At 41.1% G+C, this 22,450-nt stretch carries 20 protein-coding genes; 19 read left to right on the forward strand and 1 reads right to left on the reverse strand.

Annotated features, from left to right (window positions below):
• The first annotated feature begins 27 nt into the window (after positions 1–27).
• The 11 genes from ACFX4X_RS12135 (at position 28) to ACFX4X_RS12185 (ending at position 12,557) form a co-directional block, all read left to right on the forward strand.
• Positions 28–1,254: a M16 family metallopeptidase gene (locus ACFX4X_RS12135; RefSeq protein ID WP_377383731.1), complete on the forward strand. Its 1,227-nt coding sequence runs from the start codon at positions 28–30 to the stop codon at positions 1,252–1,254.
• 162 nt (positions 1,255–1,416) lie between these two features.
• The gene (locus ACFX4X_RS12140; protein ID WP_061462452.1) at positions 1,417–1,686 is read left to right on the forward strand and encodes a YlmC/YmxH family sporulation protein; all 270 of its coding nucleotides are present in this window, start codon (positions 1,417–1,419) and stop codon (positions 1,684–1,686) included.
• A 229-nt stretch (positions 1,687–1,915) separates the two neighbouring features.
• Positions 1,916–2,818, forward strand: coding sequence for a dipicolinic acid synthetase subunit A (gene dpaA / locus ACFX4X_RS12145; RefSeq protein WP_284472095.1), 903 nt, complete (start codon positions 1,916–1,918; stop codon positions 2,816–2,818).
• Complete coding sequence (locus ACFX4X_RS12150; protein ID WP_125161963.1) at positions 2,815–3,417, forward strand: dipicolinate synthase subunit B; 603 nt, start codon at positions 2,815–2,817, stop codon at positions 3,415–3,417. Before dpaA ends, ACFX4X_RS12150 begins: the two co-directional genes overlap by 4 nt.
• Before the next feature lie 204 nt (positions 3,418–3,621).
• Positions 3,622–4,680, forward strand: coding sequence for an aspartate-semialdehyde dehydrogenase (gene asd / locus ACFX4X_RS12155; protein ID WP_284471255.1), 1,059 nt, complete (start codon positions 3,622–3,624; stop codon positions 4,678–4,680).
• A 98-nt stretch (positions 4,681–4,778) separates the two neighbouring features.
• Positions 4,779–5,999: an aspartate kinase gene (gene dapG, locus ACFX4X_RS12160; RefSeq protein ID WP_317776822.1), complete on the forward strand. Its 1,221-nt coding sequence runs from the start codon at positions 4,779–4,781 to the stop codon at positions 5,997–5,999.
• Positions 6,000–6,047: 48 nt separating this feature from the next.
• Complete coding sequence (dapA, locus tag ACFX4X_RS12165) at positions 6,048–6,917, forward strand: 4-hydroxy-tetrahydrodipicolinate synthase (RefSeq protein WP_061462457.1); 870 nt, start codon at positions 6,048–6,050, stop codon at positions 6,915–6,917.
• A 304-nt stretch (positions 6,918–7,221) separates the two neighbouring features.
• On the forward strand, positions 7,222–8,892 hold the full coding sequence (locus ACFX4X_RS12170) for a ribonuclease J (RefSeq protein ID WP_089364985.1): 1,671 nt from the start codon (positions 7,222–7,224) through the stop codon (positions 8,890–8,892).
• Between the two features lie 124 nt (positions 8,893–9,016).
• Positions 9,017–9,763 carry a ClpP family protease gene (locus tag ACFX4X_RS12175; protein WP_061462459.1) on the forward strand — a complete coding sequence of 249 codons (747 nt, stop codon included), beginning with the start codon at positions 9,017–9,019 and terminating at the stop codon, positions 9,761–9,763.
• Positions 9,760–9,987, forward strand: coding sequence for a YlzJ-like family protein (locus tag ACFX4X_RS12180; protein ID WP_061462460.1), 228 nt, complete (start codon positions 9,760–9,762; stop codon positions 9,985–9,987). The genes ACFX4X_RS12175 and ACFX4X_RS12180 overlap by 4 nt, the downstream gene beginning before the upstream one ends.
• A 239-nt stretch (positions 9,988–10,226) precedes the next feature.
• Positions 10,227–12,557 (forward strand): DNA translocase FtsK, encoded by a 2,331-nt coding sequence (locus ACFX4X_RS12185; RefSeq protein WP_377383740.1) that lies wholly within the window; start codon positions 10,227–10,229, stop codon positions 12,555–12,557.
• A 30-nt stretch (positions 12,558–12,587) separates the two neighbouring features.
• On the opposite strand, the gene ACFX4X_RS12190 is transcribed toward ACFX4X_RS12185, so the two are convergent.
• Positions 12,588–12,887, reverse strand: coding sequence for a DUF6509 family protein (locus ACFX4X_RS12190; protein ID WP_377383743.1), 300 nt, complete (start codon positions 12,885–12,887; stop codon positions 12,588–12,590).
• A gap of 312 nt (positions 12,888–13,199) precedes the next feature.
• Here ACFX4X_RS12190 and ACFX4X_RS12195 point away from each other — a divergent pair, with 312 nt between their 5' ends.
• The 8 genes from ACFX4X_RS12195 to ymfI all read left to right on the forward strand — a co-directional run bounded on the left by ACFX4X_RS12195 (position 13,200) and on the right by ymfI (position 22,448).
• Complete coding sequence (locus ACFX4X_RS12195) at positions 13,200–13,925, forward strand: GntR family transcriptional regulator (protein WP_377383746.1); 726 nt, start codon at positions 13,200–13,202, stop codon at positions 13,923–13,925.
• A 162-nt stretch (positions 13,926–14,087) separates the two neighbouring features.
• The gene (locus tag ACFX4X_RS12200) at positions 14,088–15,188 is read left to right on the forward strand and encodes a BMP family lipoprotein (protein WP_089364407.1); all 1,101 of its coding nucleotides are present in this window, start codon (positions 14,088–14,090) and stop codon (positions 15,186–15,188) included.
• Between the two features lie 214 nt (positions 15,189–15,402).
• On the forward strand, positions 15,403–16,938 hold the full coding sequence (locus ACFX4X_RS12205) for an ABC transporter ATP-binding protein (RefSeq protein ID WP_089364408.1): 1,536 nt from the start codon (positions 15,403–15,405) through the stop codon (positions 16,936–16,938).
• Positions 16,931–17,974: an ABC transporter permease gene (locus tag ACFX4X_RS12210; RefSeq protein ID WP_284471250.1), complete on the forward strand. Its 1,044-nt coding sequence runs from the start codon at positions 16,931–16,933 to the stop codon at positions 17,972–17,974. Before ACFX4X_RS12205 ends, ACFX4X_RS12210 begins: the two co-directional genes overlap by 8 nt.
• Entirely contained in the window at positions 17,975–18,934 is a 960-nt protein-coding gene (locus ACFX4X_RS12215) for an ABC transporter permease (protein ID WP_089364410.1), read from the forward strand.
• Between the two features lie 202 nt (positions 18,935–19,136).
• The gene (yfmF, locus tag ACFX4X_RS12220) at positions 19,137–20,417 is read left to right on the forward strand and encodes an EF-P 5-aminopentanol modification-associated protein YfmF (RefSeq protein WP_089364411.1); all 1,281 of its coding nucleotides are present in this window, start codon (positions 19,137–19,139) and stop codon (positions 20,415–20,417) included.
• On the forward strand, positions 20,417–21,703 hold the full coding sequence (gene yfmH / locus ACFX4X_RS12225) for an EF-P 5-aminopentanol modification-associated protein YfmH (protein WP_377383752.1): 1,287 nt from the start codon (positions 20,417–20,419) through the stop codon (positions 21,701–21,703). Before yfmF ends, yfmH begins: the two co-directional genes overlap by 1 nt.
• A gap of 19 nt (positions 21,704–21,722) precedes the next feature.
• Entirely contained in the window at positions 21,723–22,448 is a 726-nt protein-coding gene (gene ymfI, locus ACFX4X_RS12230) for an elongation factor P 5-aminopentanone reductase (protein ID WP_317776830.1), read from the forward strand.
• Positions 22,449–22,450 lie beyond the last annotated feature (2 nt).

Below are 22,450 nucleotides of genomic sequence, written 5' to 3' on the forward strand. Positions count from 1 at the left end.
GCATAGAATGATTGGGAGGAATGTTAGTTGGTTAAGAAATACACGTGTCAAAATGGAGTTAGAATTGTATTGGAAAATATTCCAACAGTACGCTCAGCAGCAATTGGAGTATGGATCAAAACAGGTTCACGAAATGAAACACCTGAATTGAATGGGGTTTCACATTTCCTGGAGCATATGTTCTTTAAAGGGACAACTACGAGGAATGCGCGCGAAATTGCCGAGTCGTTCGATAGTATTGGCGGACAGGTTAATGCATTCACTTCAAAAGAGTATACATGCTATTATGCTAAAGTAATGGATAACCATGCAAGCTATGCGCTTGAAATACTTGCCGATATGTTCTTCAATTCAACATTTGATGGGGAAGAATTGAAAAAAGAAAAAAATGTAGTCTACGAAGAAATTAAAATGTACGAAGACACACCGGATGACATTGTCCATGACCTCTTAAGCAAGGCGGTTTATGAAAATCATCCTCTGGGCTATCCAATACTAGGGACGGAAAATACCCTTGAAACATTCAATAGTGATACATTGAAAAAATACGTCCATGATATGTATACACCTGATAAAGTAGTGGTTTCAATTGCTGGTAATGTGGATGAAAAATTGATTCAAGAGGTCGAAAGCTACTTTGGGTCGTATCAAGGTGGGGAAGATCGTCTTGAGTTGGTGAAACCTTCCTTTCAACAAAATAGGATCACCCGTAAAAAAGAAACGGAACAAGCCCATTTATGCCTTGGTTACAAAGGATTGGAAATCGGCAATGATAAAACATACAGCTTAATTACCTTGAATAATATTCTTGGAGGAAGCATGAGTAGCCGCCTATTCCAGGACGTCAGGGAACAACGCGGCCTTGCCTATTCCGTGTACTCCTATCATTCCAGCTATCAAGATAGCGGTTTGGTGACAGTTTATGGGGGGACAGGCACAAATCAACTAGACAGCCTATATGAAACCATTCAGGAAACACTGGATACATTAAAGAGGGATGGCATTACAGAAAAGGAATTACGAAATAGTAAAGAACAGCTTAAAGGAAGCTTGATGCTCAGCCTTGAAAGCACGAATAGCCGGATGAGCCGAAACGGAAAAAATGAACTTATGTTGGGTGAGCACCGTTCCCTTGATGATATTATCATCAAAATTGACGAGGTGACAGAGGATACCGTCAATGAACTGGCAAACCAGATCTTTACGGAACATTCCTTGTCATTAGTGAGCCCGTTGGAAAACTGGGACAAATAAAAACGAACAAGCCTGCGCCTTCCCTTTTATTAATGGGAGGTCAGGCTTTTTTTATAATGGAAGGGCCGGGCCGGTGTTATGGACAATATTTGGATAAATGCCTTCTAAGTTTCCCTTTTTCGGATATAGATTGAATAGAAGGTGAAAAAGGGGGAGCTATAATTGAGATTGAGCGAACTGAGCGGTAAGGAAATAGTCGATGTGAATAGGGCGGAAAGATTGGGAATCCTTGGTCAGACGGATTTGGAAATAGATGAAACTGGACAAATTACCACGTTGATCATCCCTTCTGTCAAATGGTTCGGCCTTTTAAGGAATGGCAGTGAAATAAGAGTGCCATGGGAACATATAAAAAAAATCGGATCAGATATGGTCATCATTGATTTTCAGGAAGGACTTTCACTTAAAGATGGAGAGCAAATGGACGGGTGAAGACCTCACACACCATTCTCCTTGGAATGTCTGGATATGGTCTCTCGAAAACGCCTTAGCTGGCAATGGCTAAGGCGTTTTTTCTTTTCTTATCACCGTTTTTTAAGTGAAAACATAAGATGGCAGGGTAACTAGAGAATGTAGCAAAAACCGAGTTGCTTCTTGAGGGAAGTTTATCATGAGGCGGGGAATGTTTAGGATCTTTTATATAAAGAAGGTGACGGTTTTAATGCTCACAGGCATGCAAATCGCTGTAATTGGTGGAGATGCGCGTCAGCTTGAAGTTGTCCGTAAACTGACGGAGCTTGATGCGAAGCTATTATTGGTAGGGTTTGAACAGCTCGACCATGCTTTTACCGGTGCGGTTAAGGAAAAAATGAAAGATATAAATTTCAAGGAAATTGATTCAGTTATTTTACCTGTCCGGGGCACGGATTCAGATGGAAAAGTGGAAACGATCTTTTCCAGTGAAGAGGTTGTTTTGACTGAAGAAATGATAAAAAAGACCCCGGCACATTGCATTTTTTATGCAGGAATCAGTAACGATTACCTCAATGGGATATTTAAGAAAGCGGATCGCAAACTGGTGCTATTGTTCGAACGTGATGATGTGGCTATTTATAATTCCATTCCCACTGTAGAGGGTGCGATCATGATGGCCATTCAACATACGGATTTTACTATCCATGGATCGAATGTAGCTGTTCTTGGGCTGGGAAGGGTCGGTATGAGTGTAGCCCGGTCATTCCAGGCCCTTGGAGCAAAAGTGAAGGTGGGGGCAAGAAAAAGCGAAGATATTGCGAGGATCAGTGAAATGGCACTAACCCCTTTTCATTTAAATGATCTTGCTGAAGAAATGAAAAATGTTGATATATGTATCAATACGATTCCTTTTCCGATAATTACCGCAAGAGTTATATCCAATATGCCCGTTCATACATTAATCATCGACCTTGCTTCAAAACCAGGGGGGACGGATTTTCGCTACGCTGAAAAAAGGGGAATTAAAGCGCTGTTGGCACCGAGCCTACCGGGTATAGTTGCCCCGAAAACGGCTGGTCAGATATTAGCAAATGCACTGGGACTATTGATTCAAGGCGAGTTTATGAAAAGGAAGGGGAAAAAACTATGAGTCTCCAAGGGAAACGGATCGGTTTCGGATTAACAGGATCACATTGCACATATGATGAAGTATTTCCTGAAATAGAAAAACTTGTAAATGAAGGGGCGGAAGTCATTCCAATCGTAACATCGACTGTACAGAACACGGAAACCCGTTTTGGAAAGGGCGAGGACTGGATCGAAAGGATTGAAACATTGACGGGGAATCATGTCGTTGATACAATCGTCAAAGCAGAGCCATTAGGGCCTAGATTGCCACTTGATTGCATGGTAATCGCTCCTTTAACAGGTAACTCAATGAGTAAAATGGCAAATGCTCTTACCGATTCGCCTGTACTTATGGCTGCAAAAGCGACGATGAGAAATCACCGTCCAGTTGTGGTCGCTATATCAACGAATGATGCACTTGGGTTAAATGGTGTCAATCTAATGAGGCTGATGGCAGCAAAAGATATTTATTTTGTTCCATATGGCCAGGATAATCCAATAGGAAAGCCAAGTTCCATGGTTGCAAGGATGAGTATGATAAGGGATACGATCGTTGCGGCACTGGAAAGGGAACAGGTTCAACCGGTCATCGTCGAAAGGTTCAAGGATGATTTAGACTAAAACAAGTTTTCAGGCACGCTCCCATTTTCACAAATATGCATAACTTTGTAGTGTAAAGTTATAAAAAACCACTCCACTACCAGAATATTTTGTTAAAGTCCGACCCTTTGGAATGTTAATGTGATAAAATAAATGATATTCTGAACAAGAAGAGTAAATCCAACTATAAACTAATTTTAAGAGATAGAAAAGGAGTATGTATAAATGACTGAGACACAGGGATTGCGTATTGCAGTTGTGGGAGCAACTGGAGCAGTAGGACAACAAATGATTTCAACACTCGAACAAAGGAACTTACCGATTAAGAAAATCATCTTTTTATCATCGGCTCGTTCCGCTGGAATCAAACTTAAGTTTAAGGGCGAAGAAATCGAAGTGCAGGAAGCAAAACCTGAAAGCTTTGAAGGCATTGATATCGCATTATTCAGTGCTGGAGGAAGCGTGTCTAAGGAATTGGCTCCAGAAGCAGTGAAACGCGGAGCAATAGTAGTGGATAACACCAGCGCGTTCCGCATGGATGAAAATGTGCCGCTAGTCGTGCCTGAAGTAAACGCTGAAGACTTGAAACTGCATAATGGGATCATTGCGAACCCGAATTGTTCAACTATCCAAATGGTTGTGGCATTAGAACCTATCCGTCAGACATACGGATTATCAAAAGTTGTCGTCTCTACCTATCAGGCTGTTTCGGGTGCAGGGGCTGCAGCGATAAATGAATTAAAAGAACAAGCTCGCGACTTGCTTGATGAAAAAGAAATAGATCCGAAAATTTTACCGGTAAAAGGGGACGAAAAGCATTATCAAATCGCTTTTAACGTCATTCCCCAAATCGATAAATTCCAAGAAAATGGGTACACATTCGAAGAGATGAAAATGATCAATGAAACAAAGAAAATCATGCATATGCATGACCTTCCAGTAGCTGCAACATGCGTAAGGCTTCCTGTTGTAACAGGTCATTCAGAATCTGTTTACATTGAAGTTGAAAAAGAAGGCGTAGCGGCTTCTCAAATCAAAGATTTAATGAGGATGGCACCTGGAATAGTGTTAGAAGATGAACCGGAACAACAAATTTACCCAACGCCTGCTTCATCCGTCGGCAAGAATGATGTATTCGTCGGTCGGATCCGCAAAGATTTGGATGAAGATAAAGGCTTCCATTTATGGGTGGTTTCCGATAATCTATTAAAAGGAGCAGCTTGGAATTCTGTTCAAATTGCAGAAAGCCTTTTGAAATTAGGTTTAGTTACAGTTAAGGATTAATTTATTCTTAACGAACTTGAAAATTAATTTCCTATAGGATAGAGAGTTTTTGTCAGCTTCCCTAATCGGGAAGCTGGCTTATATTTGGGGTGCATATTATGAAAATTATCGTCCAGAAATACGGTGGGACATCCGTTCGTGATGAGAAAAGCCGTTCATTTGCAAAAGGGCATATTGAAAATGCGATCAAAGAAGGGTATAAAGTGGTGGTTGTGGTTTCAGCAATGGGAAGAAAAGGCGATCCCTATGCAACGGATACCTTACTTTCTTTAGTAAATGGAGCAAAAGCCAGCCTTTCAAAACGAGAACAGGATTTACTTATGTCAGTAGGGGAAACGATATCTTCTGTCGTGTTTACGAACATGCTATTGGAACACGGTATTGAAGCCGTCGCCTATACTGGAGCTCAAGCGGGGTTCTTGACGAATTCCGACTATTCCAGTGCGAAAATAATCGAAATGAAATGTGACCGTCTCATGAAAGAACTGGAAGTGAAGGATGTTGTCGTTGTAGCAGGATTCCAGGGAGCAGCTAAAAATGGGGATATCACCACCATTGGTCGTGGTGGAAGTGACACTTCAGCTGCTGCATTAGGTGCGGCTTTGCAAGCTGAGCGGGTCGATATTTATACGGATGTGGAAGGAATCATGACGGCAGATCCACGTATTGCCGATCAAGCTCGTCCATTATCAATCGTTTCATATACGGAAGTTTGCAATATGGCATATCAAGGGGCGAAAGTGATTCATCCGCGAGCTGTTGAAATTGCCATGCAGGCCAAAGTCCCGATTCGGATAAGGTCAACATACAGCGAAGGTTTGGGAACACTTGTTACAAGTGTGAACAAGGAAAGCCAGGGTAGTGACATACGTGAAAGGCTTGTTACCGGGATTGCCCATGTTCCAAAAATCACTCAAATCAAGGTGCGTGCAAAAAAAGATCAATACAATCTACAGGCAGAAGTTTTTAAAGCAATGGCCAATGCCTCCATTTCAGTGGATTTTATAAATATTTATCCAAGTGGCGTGGTTTATACAGTTTCGGAAGAGATGACAGAACTGGCCCTCTCGATTTTGGCCGAGCTTGGTCATGAACCGGTCATTGAACGAAATTGTGCCAAAGTTTCCGTAGTCGGTGCAGGCATCAACGGAGTACCAGGCGTTGCAGCGAAGATTGTCACAGCGCTTTCCGAGAAGGAAATTGCCATACTTCAGTCTGCAGACAGCCATACGACTATTTGGGTACTCGTAAAAGAAGAAGATTTAATTGAAGCTGTTAATTCACTGCACGATGCATTTCAACTGCATGAAGTCCACTAATCATGGTTTTTTAATAAATAAAGGTTTTAAAAAATAAAGAGGTGTTAGATGATGATATTTGGTAGAGTATCAACCGCAATGGTCACCCCTTTTGATAGCAAGGGAAATGTAGATTTTCAAAAAACGACTACATTGGTTAATTACTTATTGACGAATGGAACGGATTCACTTGTGCTATCGGGAACAACAGGGGAATCTCCAACTTTATCTTCGGAGGAGAAAATCGCATTATTGCGTCATGTTTCTAAGGTGGTTGAAAAACGAGTGCCCATCATCATGGGTACAGGGAGCAACAATACGTATGCTTCCATTGAGTTGACAAAAAAAGCAGAACAAAATGGCGCCGATGCAATTATGCTGGTGGCCCCGTATTATAGTAAAACGAATCAAGAAGGTCTGTACCAGCATTTTAAAGCTATTGCAGCCAGCACCACTCTCCCTGTAATGATATATAATATCCCTGGGCGTGCTTCGGTTAACATTGAACCGGAAACGATCATCCGCCTTGCACAAATTCCTAATATCGTAGCCGTAAAGGAAGCAAGCGGGGATTTAAACGCTATGTCTCAAATCATAGCAGGAACGGATGATGATTTTGCATTATATAGTGGAGACGACGCTTTAACACTCCCTGTACTAGCGATTGGTGGTGTGGGTGTAGTTTCGGTTGCTTCACATATTGCTGGTAATGAGTTGCAGAAAATAGTGGAGGCTTTCATCAGTGGTAACCTGAAAGAGGCGGCTCAGCTGCATCAGGAACTGTTACCGCTTATTAAAGGTTTGTTTGCAGCGCCAAGCCCGGCACCTGTCAAAACAGCTCTTCAGTTATATGGAATAGACGTTGGATCGGTCAGACTTCCAATCGTGCCATTGACGGAGCAGGAGCGTCTTGCCTTAACTTCGATATTAAAAAAATAAAAATACACGGAACAAGCTGATCGTTGAAGATTGGCTTGTTTTTACATAAAGATGTATTTGAAATAGGATATATTTTCCGCATTTTGGTTGTATATTGTGATTTCCTCCAAAATTCGATCGAAAGAGGATAAAACCATTCGAATAGTACATGGGATGAATGTCCCATACATACATGCAAAGTTTTATTAATGAATAAAAGAAAAAGTCCCTCTGAAAATGGTAAGTGTTGTCATGTTTTTTGAACATCAGTTATAATGAAATCATTGGGAAATTATGAACGGGATTTTTTAAGGAGGATATTCGATTGGGTAAAGATAAAAATAATGGGATAAAAGTCATTTCTCTTGGAGGACAAGGGGAACTTGGTAAAAATATGTACGTCGTTGAGGTGAATGAGGACATCTATCTTCTTGATGCAGGGTTAATGCTGCCAGAAGAGGAAATGCTGGGAATCGATGCGGTTATTCCTGATATATCATATTTGATGGATAATAAGGAACGGGTGCAGGGGATATTCATTACACATGGTCATGAAGACCATATGGGAGCTCTTGCTTATGTTTTGAAATACTTACCGGTTCCTGTTTATGGAACAAAGCTTACACTTGCTTTAATCAAAACCAAATTAAAGGAAGATGGCTTTAACGGCAGGGCAACATTTACTGAAATCGATTCCGATTCTCTTTTAAGTTTCCCTCAAGCAGCCGTGTCTTTTTTCCGGACTAACCATAGTATCCCTGATTCTGTCGGAGTCGTGATCCACACGCGTGAAGGTGCAATCGTATATACAGGGGACTTCAAATTTGACCAAGCTGCGACCGGTCTTTATAAACCCGAAATCGGTAAAATGGCTAGTATAGGTGAAGAAGGTGTCCTATGCTTGCTTTCGGATAGTACGGGTGCTGAGAGGCCAGGTTACACGCCATCAGAAGCAGTTGTGGCCAGAGATATTACAGAGGCTTTCCTTGCTGCCTCCGGAAGGATCATCGTTGCGTGCTTCGCTTCTAACATCAACCGGATTCAGCATGTCTTCAATGCAGCGTCTGCAAGTCGCAGGAAAGTTGCAGTGGTAGGAAAAAGTCTGCAACGCGTTTATGAAACAGCCTTGAATCTTGGCTACCTGAAGGTCGAAGAAGAGCTGATCATCCCAATTAATGAAATTAGCCAGTATGACGACCGTGAAATCGTCGTGTTATCGACAGGTCATCAGGGGGAGCCAATTGCAGCCCTTCAAAAAATGGCAAAACAGACTCATAAGCAGGTAACGATCAAAAAGGGAGACACAGTTCTAATCAGTGCATCACCACTTCAGGGCGGCGAACTTATCTTATCAAAAACCGTCGATTTGCTGTACAGGGTAGGTGCGGAAGTGGTATCTGCTAATAAATATAAAGTGCACGTAACCGGGCACGGCAGCCAGGAAGAACTGAAAATGATGATCAATTTGATGAATCCTAAATTCTTTATCCCAGTACATGGGGAATACCGCCAATTATATGCCCATCAAAAAGTTGGGATTGCCGCGGGGATTAAACGGGAAAACATCATAATTGCCGAAAAAGGTGATGTCATCGAACTAAAGGGCAATAAAATGGGTCTATCCGGCAAAGTTTCTGCAGGAAATATCTTGATAGATGGCAGTGGTGTTGGAGATGTTGGTAATATCGTTCTTCGTGATCGTCGCTTGTTATCCCAGGATGGCATTTTGATTGTAGTCGTCACATTGAACCGTCAGGATAAAAGCATTGCAGCAGGACCTGAAATCATTACAAGGGGATTCGTTTATGTACGCGAATCAGAAAAAATGATTGGGGAAGCAACTGAAATAGTAAGTGAAATCGTGAAAAAAAATGGATCGCGCCAACCCTTCGATTGGTCCACTTTGAAGCAGGAAATGCGTGATGCATTGAACCAATTCTTCTATGAAAAAACGAAACGCCGTCCAATGATTTTACCAATCATCATGGAATATTAAGTAAAGAACCCCTGATTTGACAGGGGTTCTTTTTTTTCGATTCAAACCTCTTATATCTTGAAGAATGAAGTCCGAGACTCGAGACATAATAAAGCTATAGGCTAAGAAGAAAGGGGTTGGCATAGTGGATAATGCACCATTACCAAATGAAAACGAAGGCCGGCAGGAAGGTAAGAATTCAACTTTAGTCGAAAAGATCCAGCAGCTGGGGGCTACTAATGTCCCGCAACTATCTCAGGACTCAAAAATCCATTGCTTAACAATCATTGGACAAATTGAAGGACATATGCAGCTGCCGCCTCAAAATAAAACGACCAAATATGAACATGTTATTCCACAAATTGTGGCAATTGAACAAAATCCCAATATTGAGGGGCTTCTTGTCATTTTAAATACAGTTGGAGGAGATGTCGAAGCGGGACTGGCCATCGCAGAGATGCTGGCTTCACTGTCCAAGCCGTCTGTCTCGATTGTGCTTGGGGGAGGTCATTCAATCGGTGTGCCGATTGCAGTTTCGTGTGATCATTCCTATATAGCAGAAACAGCAACGATGACGATTCATCCCATTCGTTTGACCGGTCTAGTCATTGGTGTGCCTCAAACCTTTGAATACTTGGATAAAATGCAGGAAAGAGTCATTAAGTTTGTTACGCGGCATTCCAATGTTACGGAAGAAAGTTTTAAGGATTTAATGTTTGCTAAAGGAAATTTAACCCGTGATATAGGCACGAATGTAATCGGGGCCGAGGCAGTTGAAATAGGTATGATCGATGATGTAGGAGGAGTGGGCCAGGCCATGAGAAAACTAAATAGCTTCATGGATGAAAGAAGGCCAAAAATAGCTGGGGAAGGGGAGGGGCTTCTGCAATGACGCTTTATACGATCGTTCCTGATGATGTCATTTTCCCTCATCACCATGAAAAGACGGCAAACTTAATAGAAATGATTTATAATGGTGTACATGTTATGGTTGAACATGACGGTGGACGCACGTTTCGCATTGATCGAATTGTGAGCACGGATCCAGAAGATTATATGAATGTACACATTCAGCCGGGAGCTGTCATCAATGTGTTCGAACATATGAGTACCTAGTAAAAACGACTAACTGAGGTAAATTATGATATACTGGAATGAAAATCAGCAGCCGCTTGGCTGCTTTATTCATTATACGGGCAAATTGTCAGCCTTAAGAAGAAATGGTACATATATCAAGGACAGGGACATATTTATTTGGTATAATCAATAAGCGAACGTTTGTTTCGTGAAGGGAAATCATGTTGTGATGTTGAATAGGAAAGTTAGAATAGTTTCATGAAGAATCAGGTGATATTATGGCAAAGAAGAAACGCAGAAAAAAGAAAAGTACAGAGAAGTTAAAAATAACGCTTAAATATGAATTGATCGGCCTCACTTTAATAGGGTTGGCCATCATTGCCATTGCCAAGCTAGGAGCAGTTGGAAAAGGGACGGTCTTTTTAATCCGCTTCTTCATGGGGGAATGGTATATCCTCTTTTTGTTGGGAGCGATTGCAGCTGGGTTCTATTTGATGATAAGGAGGGAGGTCCCTTTCCTGTTGAAACGGCAATTCATCGGGATGTACTTCCTTGTCGCGAGCATGCTCTTACTAAGTCATGTGACGCTGTTTAACATGCTTGCAGATGGGGGCCCGTTTACGAAGCCCAGCGTCATTTCGAATACATGGGAACTATTTTGGATGGAAGTGACCGGCAAGGCCAGCACAAAGGACCTCGGGGGCGGTATGATTGGAGCGATATTATTCGCTTCCTCATACTTTTTATTCGACGAAGCTGGATCGAAAATCATCTCATTCCTTTTTATCATTGTAGGTGCTGTATTATTGACCGGGAAAACTTTAGGTGAAACCCTCGGGAAGTTTTTCATGGGTCTTGGCGGTTTTTTCAGTAAGCAATGGTCTGAATTCAGTGTTGATATGAAAACGTGGAATGAAGACAAAAAAGAAAAGAAAAAAAATCCCGTAAAAAAGAAGAAACGAGAAAAAGATCCGGAGGAAGAAACGGATCAGCCCCTTCATCAAGAAGAGGAGACACAGCAAATGGCGACGGAACGGATCATTTCCAGCTTTGCTGATAAAGCCTATAGCGACGAAACTGAAGTAATTCCCTTTGCGACGGAACCTGCAGCTGAAAGTGCAGAAGAGCAGGAAGATGCCGTTCCGCCTATGAATTTTACTGAAGTGGAAAATAAAGAATATCTTTTACCTCCGCTTTCATTATTATTACAGCCCAAAAAAACGGACCAAAGCGGAGAGTACCAATTGATCCATGAAAATGCGGCAAAGCTTGAACGCACATTTCATAGCTTTGGAGTGAAAGCGAGGGTCACTCAAGTGCATTTAGGCCCAGCCGTAACCAAATATGAAGTGCATCCGGATGTAGGGGTGAAGGTAAGTAAGATTGTCAGCCTTTCCGATGACTTAGCCCTTGCACTGGCCGCGAAGGATATTAGGATCGAAGCGCCGATTCCCGGTAAATCGGCTATAGGAATTGAAGTTCCTAACTCCGAAGTGGCGATGGTGTCATTAAGGGAAGTGTTGGAGGCCAAAGAAGTTGACAAGCCTGATGCAAAACTGCAAATAGGCCTAGGGCGGAATATTTCTGGTGAAGCGGTTAAGGCGGAGCTCAATAAAATGCCGCATTTACTAGTAGCTGGAGCTACGGGCAGCGGAAAATCCGTTTGTATCAACGGAATTATCACGAGTATCTTGATGAGGGCAAAACCGCATGAAGTGAAAATGATGATGATCGATCCAAAAATGGTGGAGCTTAATGTCTATAATGGAATTCCCCACTTACTCGCACCTGTAGTGACAAATCCAAAGAAAGCTGCACAGGCCTTGCAAAAAGTAGTCAGTGAAATGGAAAGGCGCTATGAGCTATTTTCACATTCTGGTACGCGTAATATTGAAGGTTACAACGATTATATTAACCGATATAACATTGAAGAAGATGCAAAGCAACCGCTCCTGCCCTATATCGTAGTCATTGTCGATGAGCTGGCAGATTTGATGATGGTCGCCTCGAATGATGTTGAGGATGCCATAACACGGCTTGCGCAAATGGCAAGGGCTGCAGGCATCCATTTGATAATAGCCACTCAGCGGCCTTCCGTAGATGTTATTACAGGGGTCATTAAAGCGAACATCCCATCTCGGATTGCTTTTAGTGTCTCATCAATGACCGATTCGAGAACGATCCTGGACATGGGCGGTGCCGAAAAACTGTTAGGGCGGGGTGACATGCTCTTCCTGCCTGCAGGAGCTTCTAAACCCGTTCGCGTCCAAGGGGCCTTTTTATCCGACAATGAAGTCGAGGAAGTTGTCACATATGTCATTTCACAACAAAAAGCCCAATATAACGAAGAGATGATACCGGATGAAATTGCAGAAACTTCAAATGGTGAAGTCGAAGATAGTTTATACGGGGATGCCGTGTCCTTGATCATAGAAATGCAGACCGCATCCGTTTCCATGCTGCAGCGCCGTTTCCGGATTGGCTACACGCGGGCAGCAAGATTGATTGATGAAATGGAAACGAGGGGAATTGTCGGGCCATATGAAGGCAGTAAGCCACGAAATGTATTGGTCACTAAAGATGAACAGGATGAAGCGCATTTATCATAGGAAAAAAAAACCGGGCGGCTGCCCGGTTTTTTAATTCTTCATCGCCTCATCTAAATGTTTAAGACAGAAGTCGGAAATCATCACTTCTTCATTTTCCTCTAAATCGAATTCGAGTGCGGCTTCGTTCCCTTTTTCAAAAATATCATATTTAATCAGCTTGCCTATTTGTTCTTCCACTACAAAAAGTACCCGGATATATAAACCATTTTCCGAAAAGAGCTCATCCTCTTCCGGCACTTCAATATCCAAGAACAACTCGTAACGCTCCCCGGATAAAATTCCGAATGGATCATTCAATTTTTCAATCGTGTATTCTGTAATCTTTAACATCATGTGTACATCCCTTCAAAGAAGATAAATCTTATTATACAGGAAAACGGTGCCTTGAAAAGAAAGCTGGCTGCATTCATCTTGCATTTTCAAAAAAAAAAAATATCTGATTTAGGAGAATAATCGTACAACTTTCGCGGCCATCCCTAGATGGAAAGACACAGAGGAGGGTAATTTATCCTAAATTCTTTTAAAGTAAATAGTAAAACACTATTTATTTATATCAAAAAAAATGTTATATTATTTTCGATTAGTAGGAATGATTCAACATCAGAGGTCTGATGTCTTAAGAAATTAGCTGGGGGAAACTGTATGTCAATAAAATCAGATAGTCGACATTTATATTTGCAGGTCATTGATTACCTGAAGCAGGATATTGAAGCAGGAGTCTATCAGGAAAATGAAAAATTCCCTTCAGAATTCGATCTTGCAAAAAAATTGGGAGTGAGTAGGGCGACACTTCGAGAAGCGCTGCGAATTTTAGAAGAAGAAAACGTCATCATTCGCCGCCATGGAGTTGGGACCTTTGTCAATCCAAAACCTCGCTTCACTTCAGGTATCGAGCAATTAAAAAGTGTCACGAACATGATTGAAGAGGCAGGAATGAAGCCGGGTACGATTTTCTTAAGCTCGACGACCCAAGAAGCTACAGAAGAGGATATACAAAGGTTTTCTTGTTCACCAGATGAACGCATCGTCATCATTGAACGTGTAAGGACAGCGAATGGCGAACCAGTTGTCTACTGTGTTGACAAAATTCCTGAATCAATACTATCAGAAAATTTTGACCGTAATGATGAGTCTCTTTTTGATATTTTGGAAAGAGATGCGAATCGAAAAATTACGCATGCCGTAGCAGAGATTGAGCCTATTGGATATCATGAGATAGTTTCTCCTATCCTTAAATGTTCGCCAGAAGCCGCACTCCTCGTTCTAAAGCAGATGCATCTGGATGATTGGGACCAGCCTATCCTGTATTCTGTTAACTACTTTAAAGCCAATATGTTCAGTTTTCATGTCCTTCGTAAACGGGTGTAGTCCTTTTAGTCTGCATACGGTGAATGCAAGCGTTTGTTCGATTCCTTAAAAGTCGGTCAAACGCTTGTAAAAAAAAATTTAAAGAGAAGTGAAAACGCCAACATGAATGACTTTTCAGAACATTCCTGCTCAAAAAACTATGTATTTTAGGGGGATAAAAATTTGAAAAAGCGCAAATTAGGCCTAGCTCTTTCACTTGTTCTTGCAGCTGGAACGCTACTAGGAGCATGTGGTAATTCAGAGAATGATGATAAAAAATCTTCAAATGGAAAAGACAAAAAAGATAACTTCACAGTATCGATGGTAACCGATATTGGTGGTATCGATGACAAATCCTTCAACCAATCTGCTTGGGAAGGCCTTCAGGCGTTTGGAAAAGACAATGGATTGGAAAAAGGAAAAGACGGCTATAATTACCTTCAGTCAAAATCAGATTCCGAGTATACGACGAACCTAAATACTCTTGTTAAAGAAGATTACAATCTTATCTACGCTATCGGCTATGCATTAGCCGAATCTGTTGATGAAGTAGCAACACAGCGTCCTAAATCTCATTTTGCGATCGTTGATAGTGTTGTTAAACAAGATAACGTAGCAAGCATCGTTTTTAAAGAACAGCAAGGTTCATTCCTAGTAGGTGTTATTGCTGGCTTGCAGACAAAATCGGATAAAGTTGGCTTCATCGGTGGTGTGGATTCTAAACTAATTAAGAAATTTGAAGTAGGCTTTAAAGCTGGTGTTCTCTCTGTTAATCCTAATGCAAAAATTACAGCACAATATGCAGGATCGTTTGGTGATGCGGCAAAAGGACAACAAATGGCCAACAACATGTATTCTTCAGGAATTGATATCATTTACCAAGCAGCTGGCGGAACTGGAAACGGCGTCTTCACATCTGCTAAGGAATTGAAGAAAAAAGATCCTAAAAAAGACATTTGGGTTATCGGGGTAGACCGTGACCAAAAAGAAGAAGGCGCATTGAAAGTCAATGGCAAGGACTACAATGTCACTTTGACTTCCATGGTAAAACGAGTGGATGTAGCAGTACAAGATTTAGCGAAAAAGACAAAAGAGGGTAACTTCCCTGGTGGAGAAACCATTGAATATGGTCTTGAAGAAAACGGAATCATGATTTCAAAATCTCAAGAAAATGTAACCAAGGAATCATTAAAAGCGGTTGAAGAATATGTTGAAAAAATTAAATCTGGTGAACAAAAAACTCCTGGAACAGAAAAAGAGTTGAAGGAATTAGGATTTAAATAATTCAAGCATAACATGATAAGGAGAGAAGAAGGCCTGTCAAAGGCCTTCAAATCCTTTTCATACTGAAAAAAAGCCGAATGAAAGACTATGAAAAAATTTGTAGTTTTTCATTTGGTTTTTTGTAAAAAAAAACCAATTAATGAGAACTATTAGGAATTTATCATATCTCCTAGTTAGGTATCAGAATCCTCATTTCTATAGGAGTTGATTATACGTGGAACATGTAATTGAGATGCTTAATATACGCAAAGAATTTCCTGGTATTATTGCAAATGATAATATAACCCTTCAAGTGAAAAAAGGGGAAATTCACGCATTGCTAGGTGAAAATGGAGCTGGTAAATCCACGCTCATGAATGTGCTTTTCGGATTATATCAACCAGAACAGGGCGAAATCCGAGTAAATGAGCAGATTGTTCAGATTACAAGTCCGAATGTTGCCAATGACCTCGGAATTGGGATGGTGCATCAGCATTTTATGCTGGTTGATCCATTTACAGTTACCGAAAATATCATTCTAGGAAAAGAACCATCGAAATATGGAAAAGTGAATGTAAAGGGAGCGAGTGAAGAGGTAAGGGAACTTTCTGAACGATATCATTTAAGCGTAGATCCAGATGCGAAAATTGCGGATATATCGGTGGGGATGCAACAAAGAGTAGAGATTTTGAAAACCTTGTACCGTGGTGCTGAAATTCTGATTTTTGATGAACCTACTGCGGTTTTGACACCCCAGGAAATAAAAGAGTTAATAACAATTATGAAAGCTCTTATTAAAGAAGGAAAGTCGATTATCCTGATTACACATAAGTTAAAAGAAATTATGGAAGTTTGCGACCGAGTCACGGTTATTAGAAAAGGTAAAGGTATAGGTACAGTGAATGTAAAGGATACAAATCCTGATGAACTAGCCAGTTTAATGGTTGGACGGGATGTGGTTTTTAAAACAGATAAATCGGTAGCAATTCCGCAAGAAGTCGTTTTAGAAGTGAAGAATCTGGAAGTGAAGGATTCCCGTGGTGTATCAGCTGTTCATAACCTTGACCTATCAGTTCGTGCCGGTGAAATTATCGGTATTGCCGGAGTGGATGGGAACGGACAATCTGAACTTATCGAAGCACTTACAGGATTGAAGAAAGTGGCTTCAGGTACTATAACATTAAACGGAAAACAAATACAAAATATGAAACCGCGTAAAATCACCGAATCTGGAGTAGGACATATACCTGAAGACCGTCATAAACATGGTCTTGTCCTTGATTTCAGCATTGGGGAAAATATCGTGCTACAAACTTATTATCAAGAGCCTTTTTCAACAGGAGGCATTTTACATTCGAAGAAAATATTCGAAAAAGCTCGTACTATCATAAAAGAATATGATGTCAGGACCCCTAATGAATATACACCGGCACGGGCACTATCAGGCGGTAATCAGCAAAAGGCAATTATCGGTCGTGAAGTCGACCGGAATCCTGATTTACTAATTGCAGCACAGCCCACACGTGGATTGGATGTTGGTGCAATCGAGTTCATCCACCGTCGATTGATTGAACAGCGTGATGCGGGGAAAGCTGTACTTCTCATATCTTTTGAATTAGATGAAATAATGAATGTCAGTGATCGAATCGCTGTTATTTATGAAGGGGAAATCGTTGCAATAGTTGATCCTAAAGAAACAACAGAACAGGAATTGGGATTATTAATGGCTGGAAGTAAGCGTTCGGAAGCAGGTGAAAGAGAGAATGTCTAAATATTTTTATAAGTTAACGAGTCCATTATTTGCTGTCATACTCGGATTGCTCGCCGGTGCCATTATCATGTTGGTCAGTGGGTATAATCCGGTTGAAGGTTATGGAGCAATGTTAGCGGGAATCCTAGGTGATTCCTACTATGCTGGAGAAACCTTAAGGACGATCATTCCTTATATTCTTGCTGGTTTAGCCGTTGCCTTCGCCTTTAGGACAGGACTGTTCAATATTGGAGTAGAGGGTCAATTAATTGTAGGTTGGCTTGCAGCGGTTTGGGTCGGTGTAGCTTTTGATCTTCCTAAGATCATTCACTTACCATTAGCAGTGCTTGCTGGTGCTGCAGCTGGGTCTCTATGGGCTTTTATTCCTGGGTATTTGAAAGCTAAATTCCGTGTGCACGAAGTAATTGTATCCATCATGCTTAATTACACTGCTTTATATGTTACGAATTATTTAATTCAAAATGTTATTTCTGATAACCAGGACAAAACTGAACGGATTGCTGAAACAGCATCTCTTCGTTCTCCATTTTTTGAGAGTTTAACAGACTTCTCCCGTCTTCACTGGGGAATCTTTATAGCGATCATTTGTGTATTCATCATGTGGTTCATCCTGGAAAAAACAAAAACCGGTTTCGAATTAAAAGCTGTTGGGTTTAATCAGCAGGCTTCGGAATATTCGGGTATGAGCGTAAACAAAAATATTATTCTTTCTATGGTCATTTCTGGTGCGTTTGCAGGACTTGCTGGAGCTATGGAAGGCTTAGGCACTTTCGGCTATGCAGCCATTAAAGGTGGATTCACGGGAATCGGCTTTGACGGGATTGCGGTCGCCTTACTAGGAGGCAACTCAGCGATTGGGGTCGTGTTAGCTGCTTTCTTGTTCGGTGGTCTTAAAGCAGGGGCAATCAATATGCCATTGGAGACCGGGATTCCAAGTGAAATTGTTGATATTGTCATAGCATTAATCATATTCTTTGTTGCATCAAGTTATTTTATTCGTTGGATTGTGCAACGCTTTAAGAAGGGGGCGAAATAAGTGGACTTTTATCAAGTGTTACAAATCATCATTCCGTCCATGATTGCTTATGCTGCCCCGCTGATTTTCACTGCGCTTGGTGGTGTGTTTTCTGAACGGTCGGGTGTTATCAATATAGGGTTAGAAGGGTTAATGGTAATTGGGGCTTTCACAGGAATCGTTTTTAACTTAATGTATGCAGATGTATTTGGAGTTTGGACACCATGGCTATCCGTTGTTGTCGCCATGCTTGCTTCCCTGCTATTTTCAGCTCTTCATGCAGTGGCATCGATAACATTCCGAGCGGACCAAACGGTAAGTGGGGTTGCTATAAACTTACTGGCGGTTGGACTCACATTATTTCTAGTAAAGAAGATTTATGATAAAGGGCAGACGGATATAATTACGGAGACTTTCCCGAGGATAGATATTCCCTTGTTAAGTGATATTCCTTTTATTGGTCCAATCTTCTTCTCAAATGGTTACTATATTGCATATCTTGCCATTATCGTAGCAATTATCGTTTGGTATATCATTTTTAAAACTCCATTTGGACTTCGTCTCCGGGCTGTAGGGGAACATCCGATGGCTTCGGATACAATGGGCGTAAATGTAACGAAGATCCGTTATCAGGCTGTCCTTCTTTCAGGAGCTTTTGCTGGTATCGGAGGAGCAATCCACGCGACTTTATTTGCGAATGATTTCAGTCATACGACAATAAATGGGCAAGGTTTCATGGCCATTGCCGCAATGATCTTTGGTAAATGGAATCCACTTGGGGCCATGGGAGCTGCGTTATTCTTTGGCTTGGCACAAAGTTTAAGCATTGTCGGATCCAGTCTGCCATTCATAAAAGATATACCATCCGTTTTCTTATTAATTATGCCATATGTTCTGACGATCATTGCACTAACAGGTTTCATTGGACGTGCAGATGCTCCGAAAGCATCCGGACAGCCATACATCAAAGGGAAAAGATAAGTTATCTTAACCGGTCAGCAAACTGTGCTGGCCGGTTTTTTCTTTTGTTTAAGCAAAAGATCGGGCTGATAAAACAAAAAAAGTAGCTGTAACTTGCATGATTTTTCCTTTCACATGTATATTTTAAGTAGATGTTTAAAAGGGTCCCGATCTACAAACAATAAGCTAATAAAGGTGATTTATATAATGAGGAGGATTATTCATGTCTATTGCTTCCGATACAATTACGGAAAAAAGCGGCTACAGGCTTCATGTGGTCCGTACGGATAAATATAAAACGAATACTCTCGTGCTGAAAATGAAAGCCCCGCTTACAAAAGAGGACGTTACATATCGTGCATTGCTGCCATATGTGTTACAAAGCAATACAAATAAATATCCTACAACACCCGAGCTTCGTTCGTATCTTGATGATTTATACGGGGCAGGGTTTTATGTCGATGTAGTTAAAAAAGGTGAATATCAAATCATAAGTTTTACGATCGATATCGTCAATGAAAAATTCCTTAGTGATTCAACGCCGCTTCTCGAAAAGGCTTTTGGATTATTATCAGAGGTGATCTTTAATCCGAAGAAGAATGGCGAAGCCTTTGACCCCAAAACCGTTTCCAATGAAATCCGTTCTTTAAAACAGCGGATTCAATCCATTTCCGATGATAAAATGCGTTATTCAGCAACACGGCTTGTAGAGGAAATGTGCAAAAATGAACCATATGCTTTAGAAGCTAGCGGTAATCTGCAAGACTTGGAAACGATAACGCCTGAGTCACTTTTCGCTTATTATAAAAAAATGCTGACTGAGGATGAAATCGATTTATATGTGATCGGTGACATCGATGAATCAGAAGTGGGGGCTCTAGCTGACAAGTATGTATCACTGAAAGAACGAATGCCGGTGAATATGACAAGGATTACGGGTAATGAAGTGGAGAAGGAAAAAGAAATCATTGAAAACTCGGATGTGAAACAAGGGAAATTGAATATCGGTTATCGAACCCATGTTGCATACGGTGATCCGGATTATTATGCTCTTCAGCTATTCAATGGGATTTTTGGCGGATTTTCACATTCGAAGCTTTTCATTAATGTCAGGGAGAAAGCAAGCCTTGCTTATTATGCAGCTTCAAGGCTCGAAAGTCATAAAGGTCTATTAATGGTCATGGCCGGCATTGAAAATGCCAACTACAAGCAGGCATTGGAAATCATTCATGCACAAATGAAGGAAATGAAGCAAGGGAACTTTTCCGAAGAAGAACTGGCACAGACGAAGGCGGTCGTTAAGAACCAACTCCTTGAAACCATTGACGTTTCGAGAGGACTTGTGGAAATTTTATATCATAATGTGGTTTCCGGGCAGGATATATCACTCGATGAGTGGTTTGCCAAAACAGAGCGGACGACAAAGGAAGAAATCATTGCAGTGGGTCAAAAGATTCAGCTTGATACGATTTATTTCCTAACAGAAGAGGAGGTACAAGGGTAATGGAGAAAATAGCATTCAATCAATTGAAAGAAGAACTTTTCCATGAAAAAATGGATAATGGCCTCGAAGTATATATTCTTCCGAAAAGTGGGTTCAATAAATCATTTGCAACGTTTACGACGAATTATGGTTCAATCGACAACCATTTCAAACCCTTGAATCAAACGGAATTCTCAAAAGTACCTGATGGAATTGCACATTTTCTTGAACATAAGCTTTTTGAAAAGGAAGATGGCGATGTTTTTCAGCAATTCTCAAAACAGGGAGCTTCTGCAAATGCTTTTACTTCTTTCACCCGTACAGCTTATTTGTTTTCAAGCACGTCCGATTTCGATAGGAATCTAACGACCTTAATCGACTTTGTCCAGGAGCCTTACTTTTCAGAAAAGACGGTAGAGAAGGAAAAAGGAATCATTGGGCAGGAGATCAATATGTATGATGATAATTCAGACTGGAGGCTGTATTTCGGGACGATAGCCAACATGTATCATCATCATCCAGTGAAAATTGATATTGCTGGTACTGTGGAATCCATTGCTGATATTACGAAAGATATGCTTTACGAATGTTATAATACGTTTTATCATCCAAGCAACATGCTCCTATTCATTGTAGGACCGGTAGATGTCGAAAGTACCATGAAGCTGATTCGGAATAATCAAAATAATAAAGACTATTACCAACAGCCTGAGGTGGAACGTAAATTTGATCAAGAGCCGGAAACCGTTGCCAAGGATAAAGAAATCTTAAACATGAATGTTCATACACCAAAAGTGATGCTGGGCATCAAGGCCATCAATGTTCACCAAACCGGTTTAAAGCTTTTGAAAAGGGAATTGGCGGCTAATATTTATTTGGAAATGCTGTTTGGCAAAAGTTCACCATTGCATGAGGAGCTATACGAGAAAGGGTTGATCGATCAAAGCTTTTCTTATGATTATACTCAGGAGCAAGGTTTTGGGTTTGCGTTAATTGGCGGGGACAGTGCAAAACCTGATGAATTGACGGAGTCTTTATTTAGTATCCTGCAAAAATCTAAAGCCGGAACCGGCTTGAATGAAGAAAGCCTGCAAAGGACGATCAAGAAAAAAATCGGTTCTTTCCTTCGTTCTCTGAATTCGCCGGAATATATAGCGAATCAATTCACCAGGTATGCATTCAATGATATGAACTTGTTCGATGTGGTATCGGTTTTGGAAAAACTAACGATTGAAGATATAAGGGAGATCGCCAAGGACTTGATATCCGATGAACGGATGACTGTCTGCCAAGTACATCCTAAATAATATTAAAGGGGGCGGGAATGTGGGGAAACGTTTTGCCCTTATTACTGGAGCCAGCGGAGGAATCGGCAAGGAAATCGCTATAAAGCTCGCCGAGGAGAATTATTCACTTTATCTACATTATAACAGCAATGAAGAAGCGATCCTTGAACTAATTGAAGAACTGAAGCCTCATCAAGTTGAACTTATTCCTGTTCAAGCGGATTTGGCTACACCGTACGGATATAAGAAATTGGCGGAAAATATTTTCGCCCTTCATGCAATCGTCCTTAATAGTGGGAATAGCTATTATGGGCTCATATCGGACATGGATGAGAAAATCGTAAATGAAATGGTCCAGCTGCATGTAACGAGCCCTTTCCAATTAACAAAGGAACTGCTTCCGAAGCTGATGTACCAAGAACAGGCTGCTATTGTTGCGGTCACATCGATTTGGGGGCAGACGGGTGCATCCTGTGAAGTATTATATTCCATGGTCAAAGGCAGTCAAAATGCTTTTATCAAGGCGCTCAGCAAAGAAGTATCCCTTAATGGAATCCGGGTGAATGCCGTTGCCCCAGGAGCGATTTCCACTTCTATGCTCGAATCTTTCAGTGCAGAAGATTTGGAAATCATCAAAGGTGATATCCCAATGGGCAGGATGGGTAATTCAAAAGAAGTCGCCGAGGCCGTATACTATTTGCTTTCTGACAAGTCATCATATATCACCGGACAAATTTTAGGAGTAAATGGTGGATGGTACACATGATT

The organism is Peribacillus sp. YIM B13481, assembly GCF_042787985.1.
Classification (GTDB): domain Bacteria; phylum Bacillota; class Bacilli; order Bacillales; family DSM-1321; genus Peribacillus; species Peribacillus simplex_A.

Excerpts from the sequence above, each read along its gene's own strand:
- dpaA (WP_284472095.1), top strand. The coding sequence starts at position 1,916 with ATGCTCACAGGCATGCAAATCGCTGTAATTGGTGGAGATGCGCGTCAG.
- ACFX4X_RS12150 (WP_125161963.1), top strand. The coding sequence starts at position 2,815 with ATGAGTCTCCAAGGGAAACGGATCGGTTTCGGATTAACAGGATCACAT.
- asd (WP_284471255.1), top strand. The coding sequence starts at position 3,622 with ATGACTGAGACACAGGGATTGCGTATTGCAGTTGTGGGAGCAACTGGA.
- dapG (WP_317776822.1), top strand. The coding sequence starts at position 4,779 with ATGAAAATTATCGTCCAGAAATACGGTGGGACATCCGTTCGTGATGAG.
- dapA (WP_061462457.1), top strand. The coding sequence starts at position 6,048 with ATGATGATATTTGGTAGAGTATCAACCGCAATGGTCACCCCTTTTGAT.
- ACFX4X_RS12180 (WP_061462460.1), top strand. The coding sequence starts at position 9,760 with ATGACGCTTTATACGATCGTTCCTGATGATGTCATTTTCCCTCATCAC.
- ACFX4X_RS12185 (WP_377383740.1), top strand. The coding sequence starts at position 10,227 with ATGGCAAAGAAGAAACGCAGAAAAAAGAAAAGTACAGAGAAGTTAAAA.
- ACFX4X_RS12190 (WP_377383743.1), bottom strand. The coding sequence starts at position 12,887 with ATGTTAAAGATTACAGAATACACGATTGAAAAATTGAATGATCCATTC.
- ACFX4X_RS12195 (WP_377383746.1), top strand. The coding sequence starts at position 13,200 with ATGTCAATAAAATCAGATAGTCGACATTTATATTTGCAGGTCATTGAT.
- ACFX4X_RS12210 (WP_284471250.1), top strand. The coding sequence starts at position 16,931 with ATGTCTAAATATTTTTATAAGTTAACGAGTCCATTATTTGCTGTCATA.
- yfmF (WP_089364411.1), top strand. The coding sequence starts at position 19,137 with ATGTCTATTGCTTCCGATACAATTACGGAAAAAAGCGGCTACAGGCTT.
- yfmH (WP_377383752.1), top strand. The coding sequence starts at position 20,417 with ATGGAGAAAATAGCATTCAATCAATTGAAAGAAGAACTTTTCCATGAA.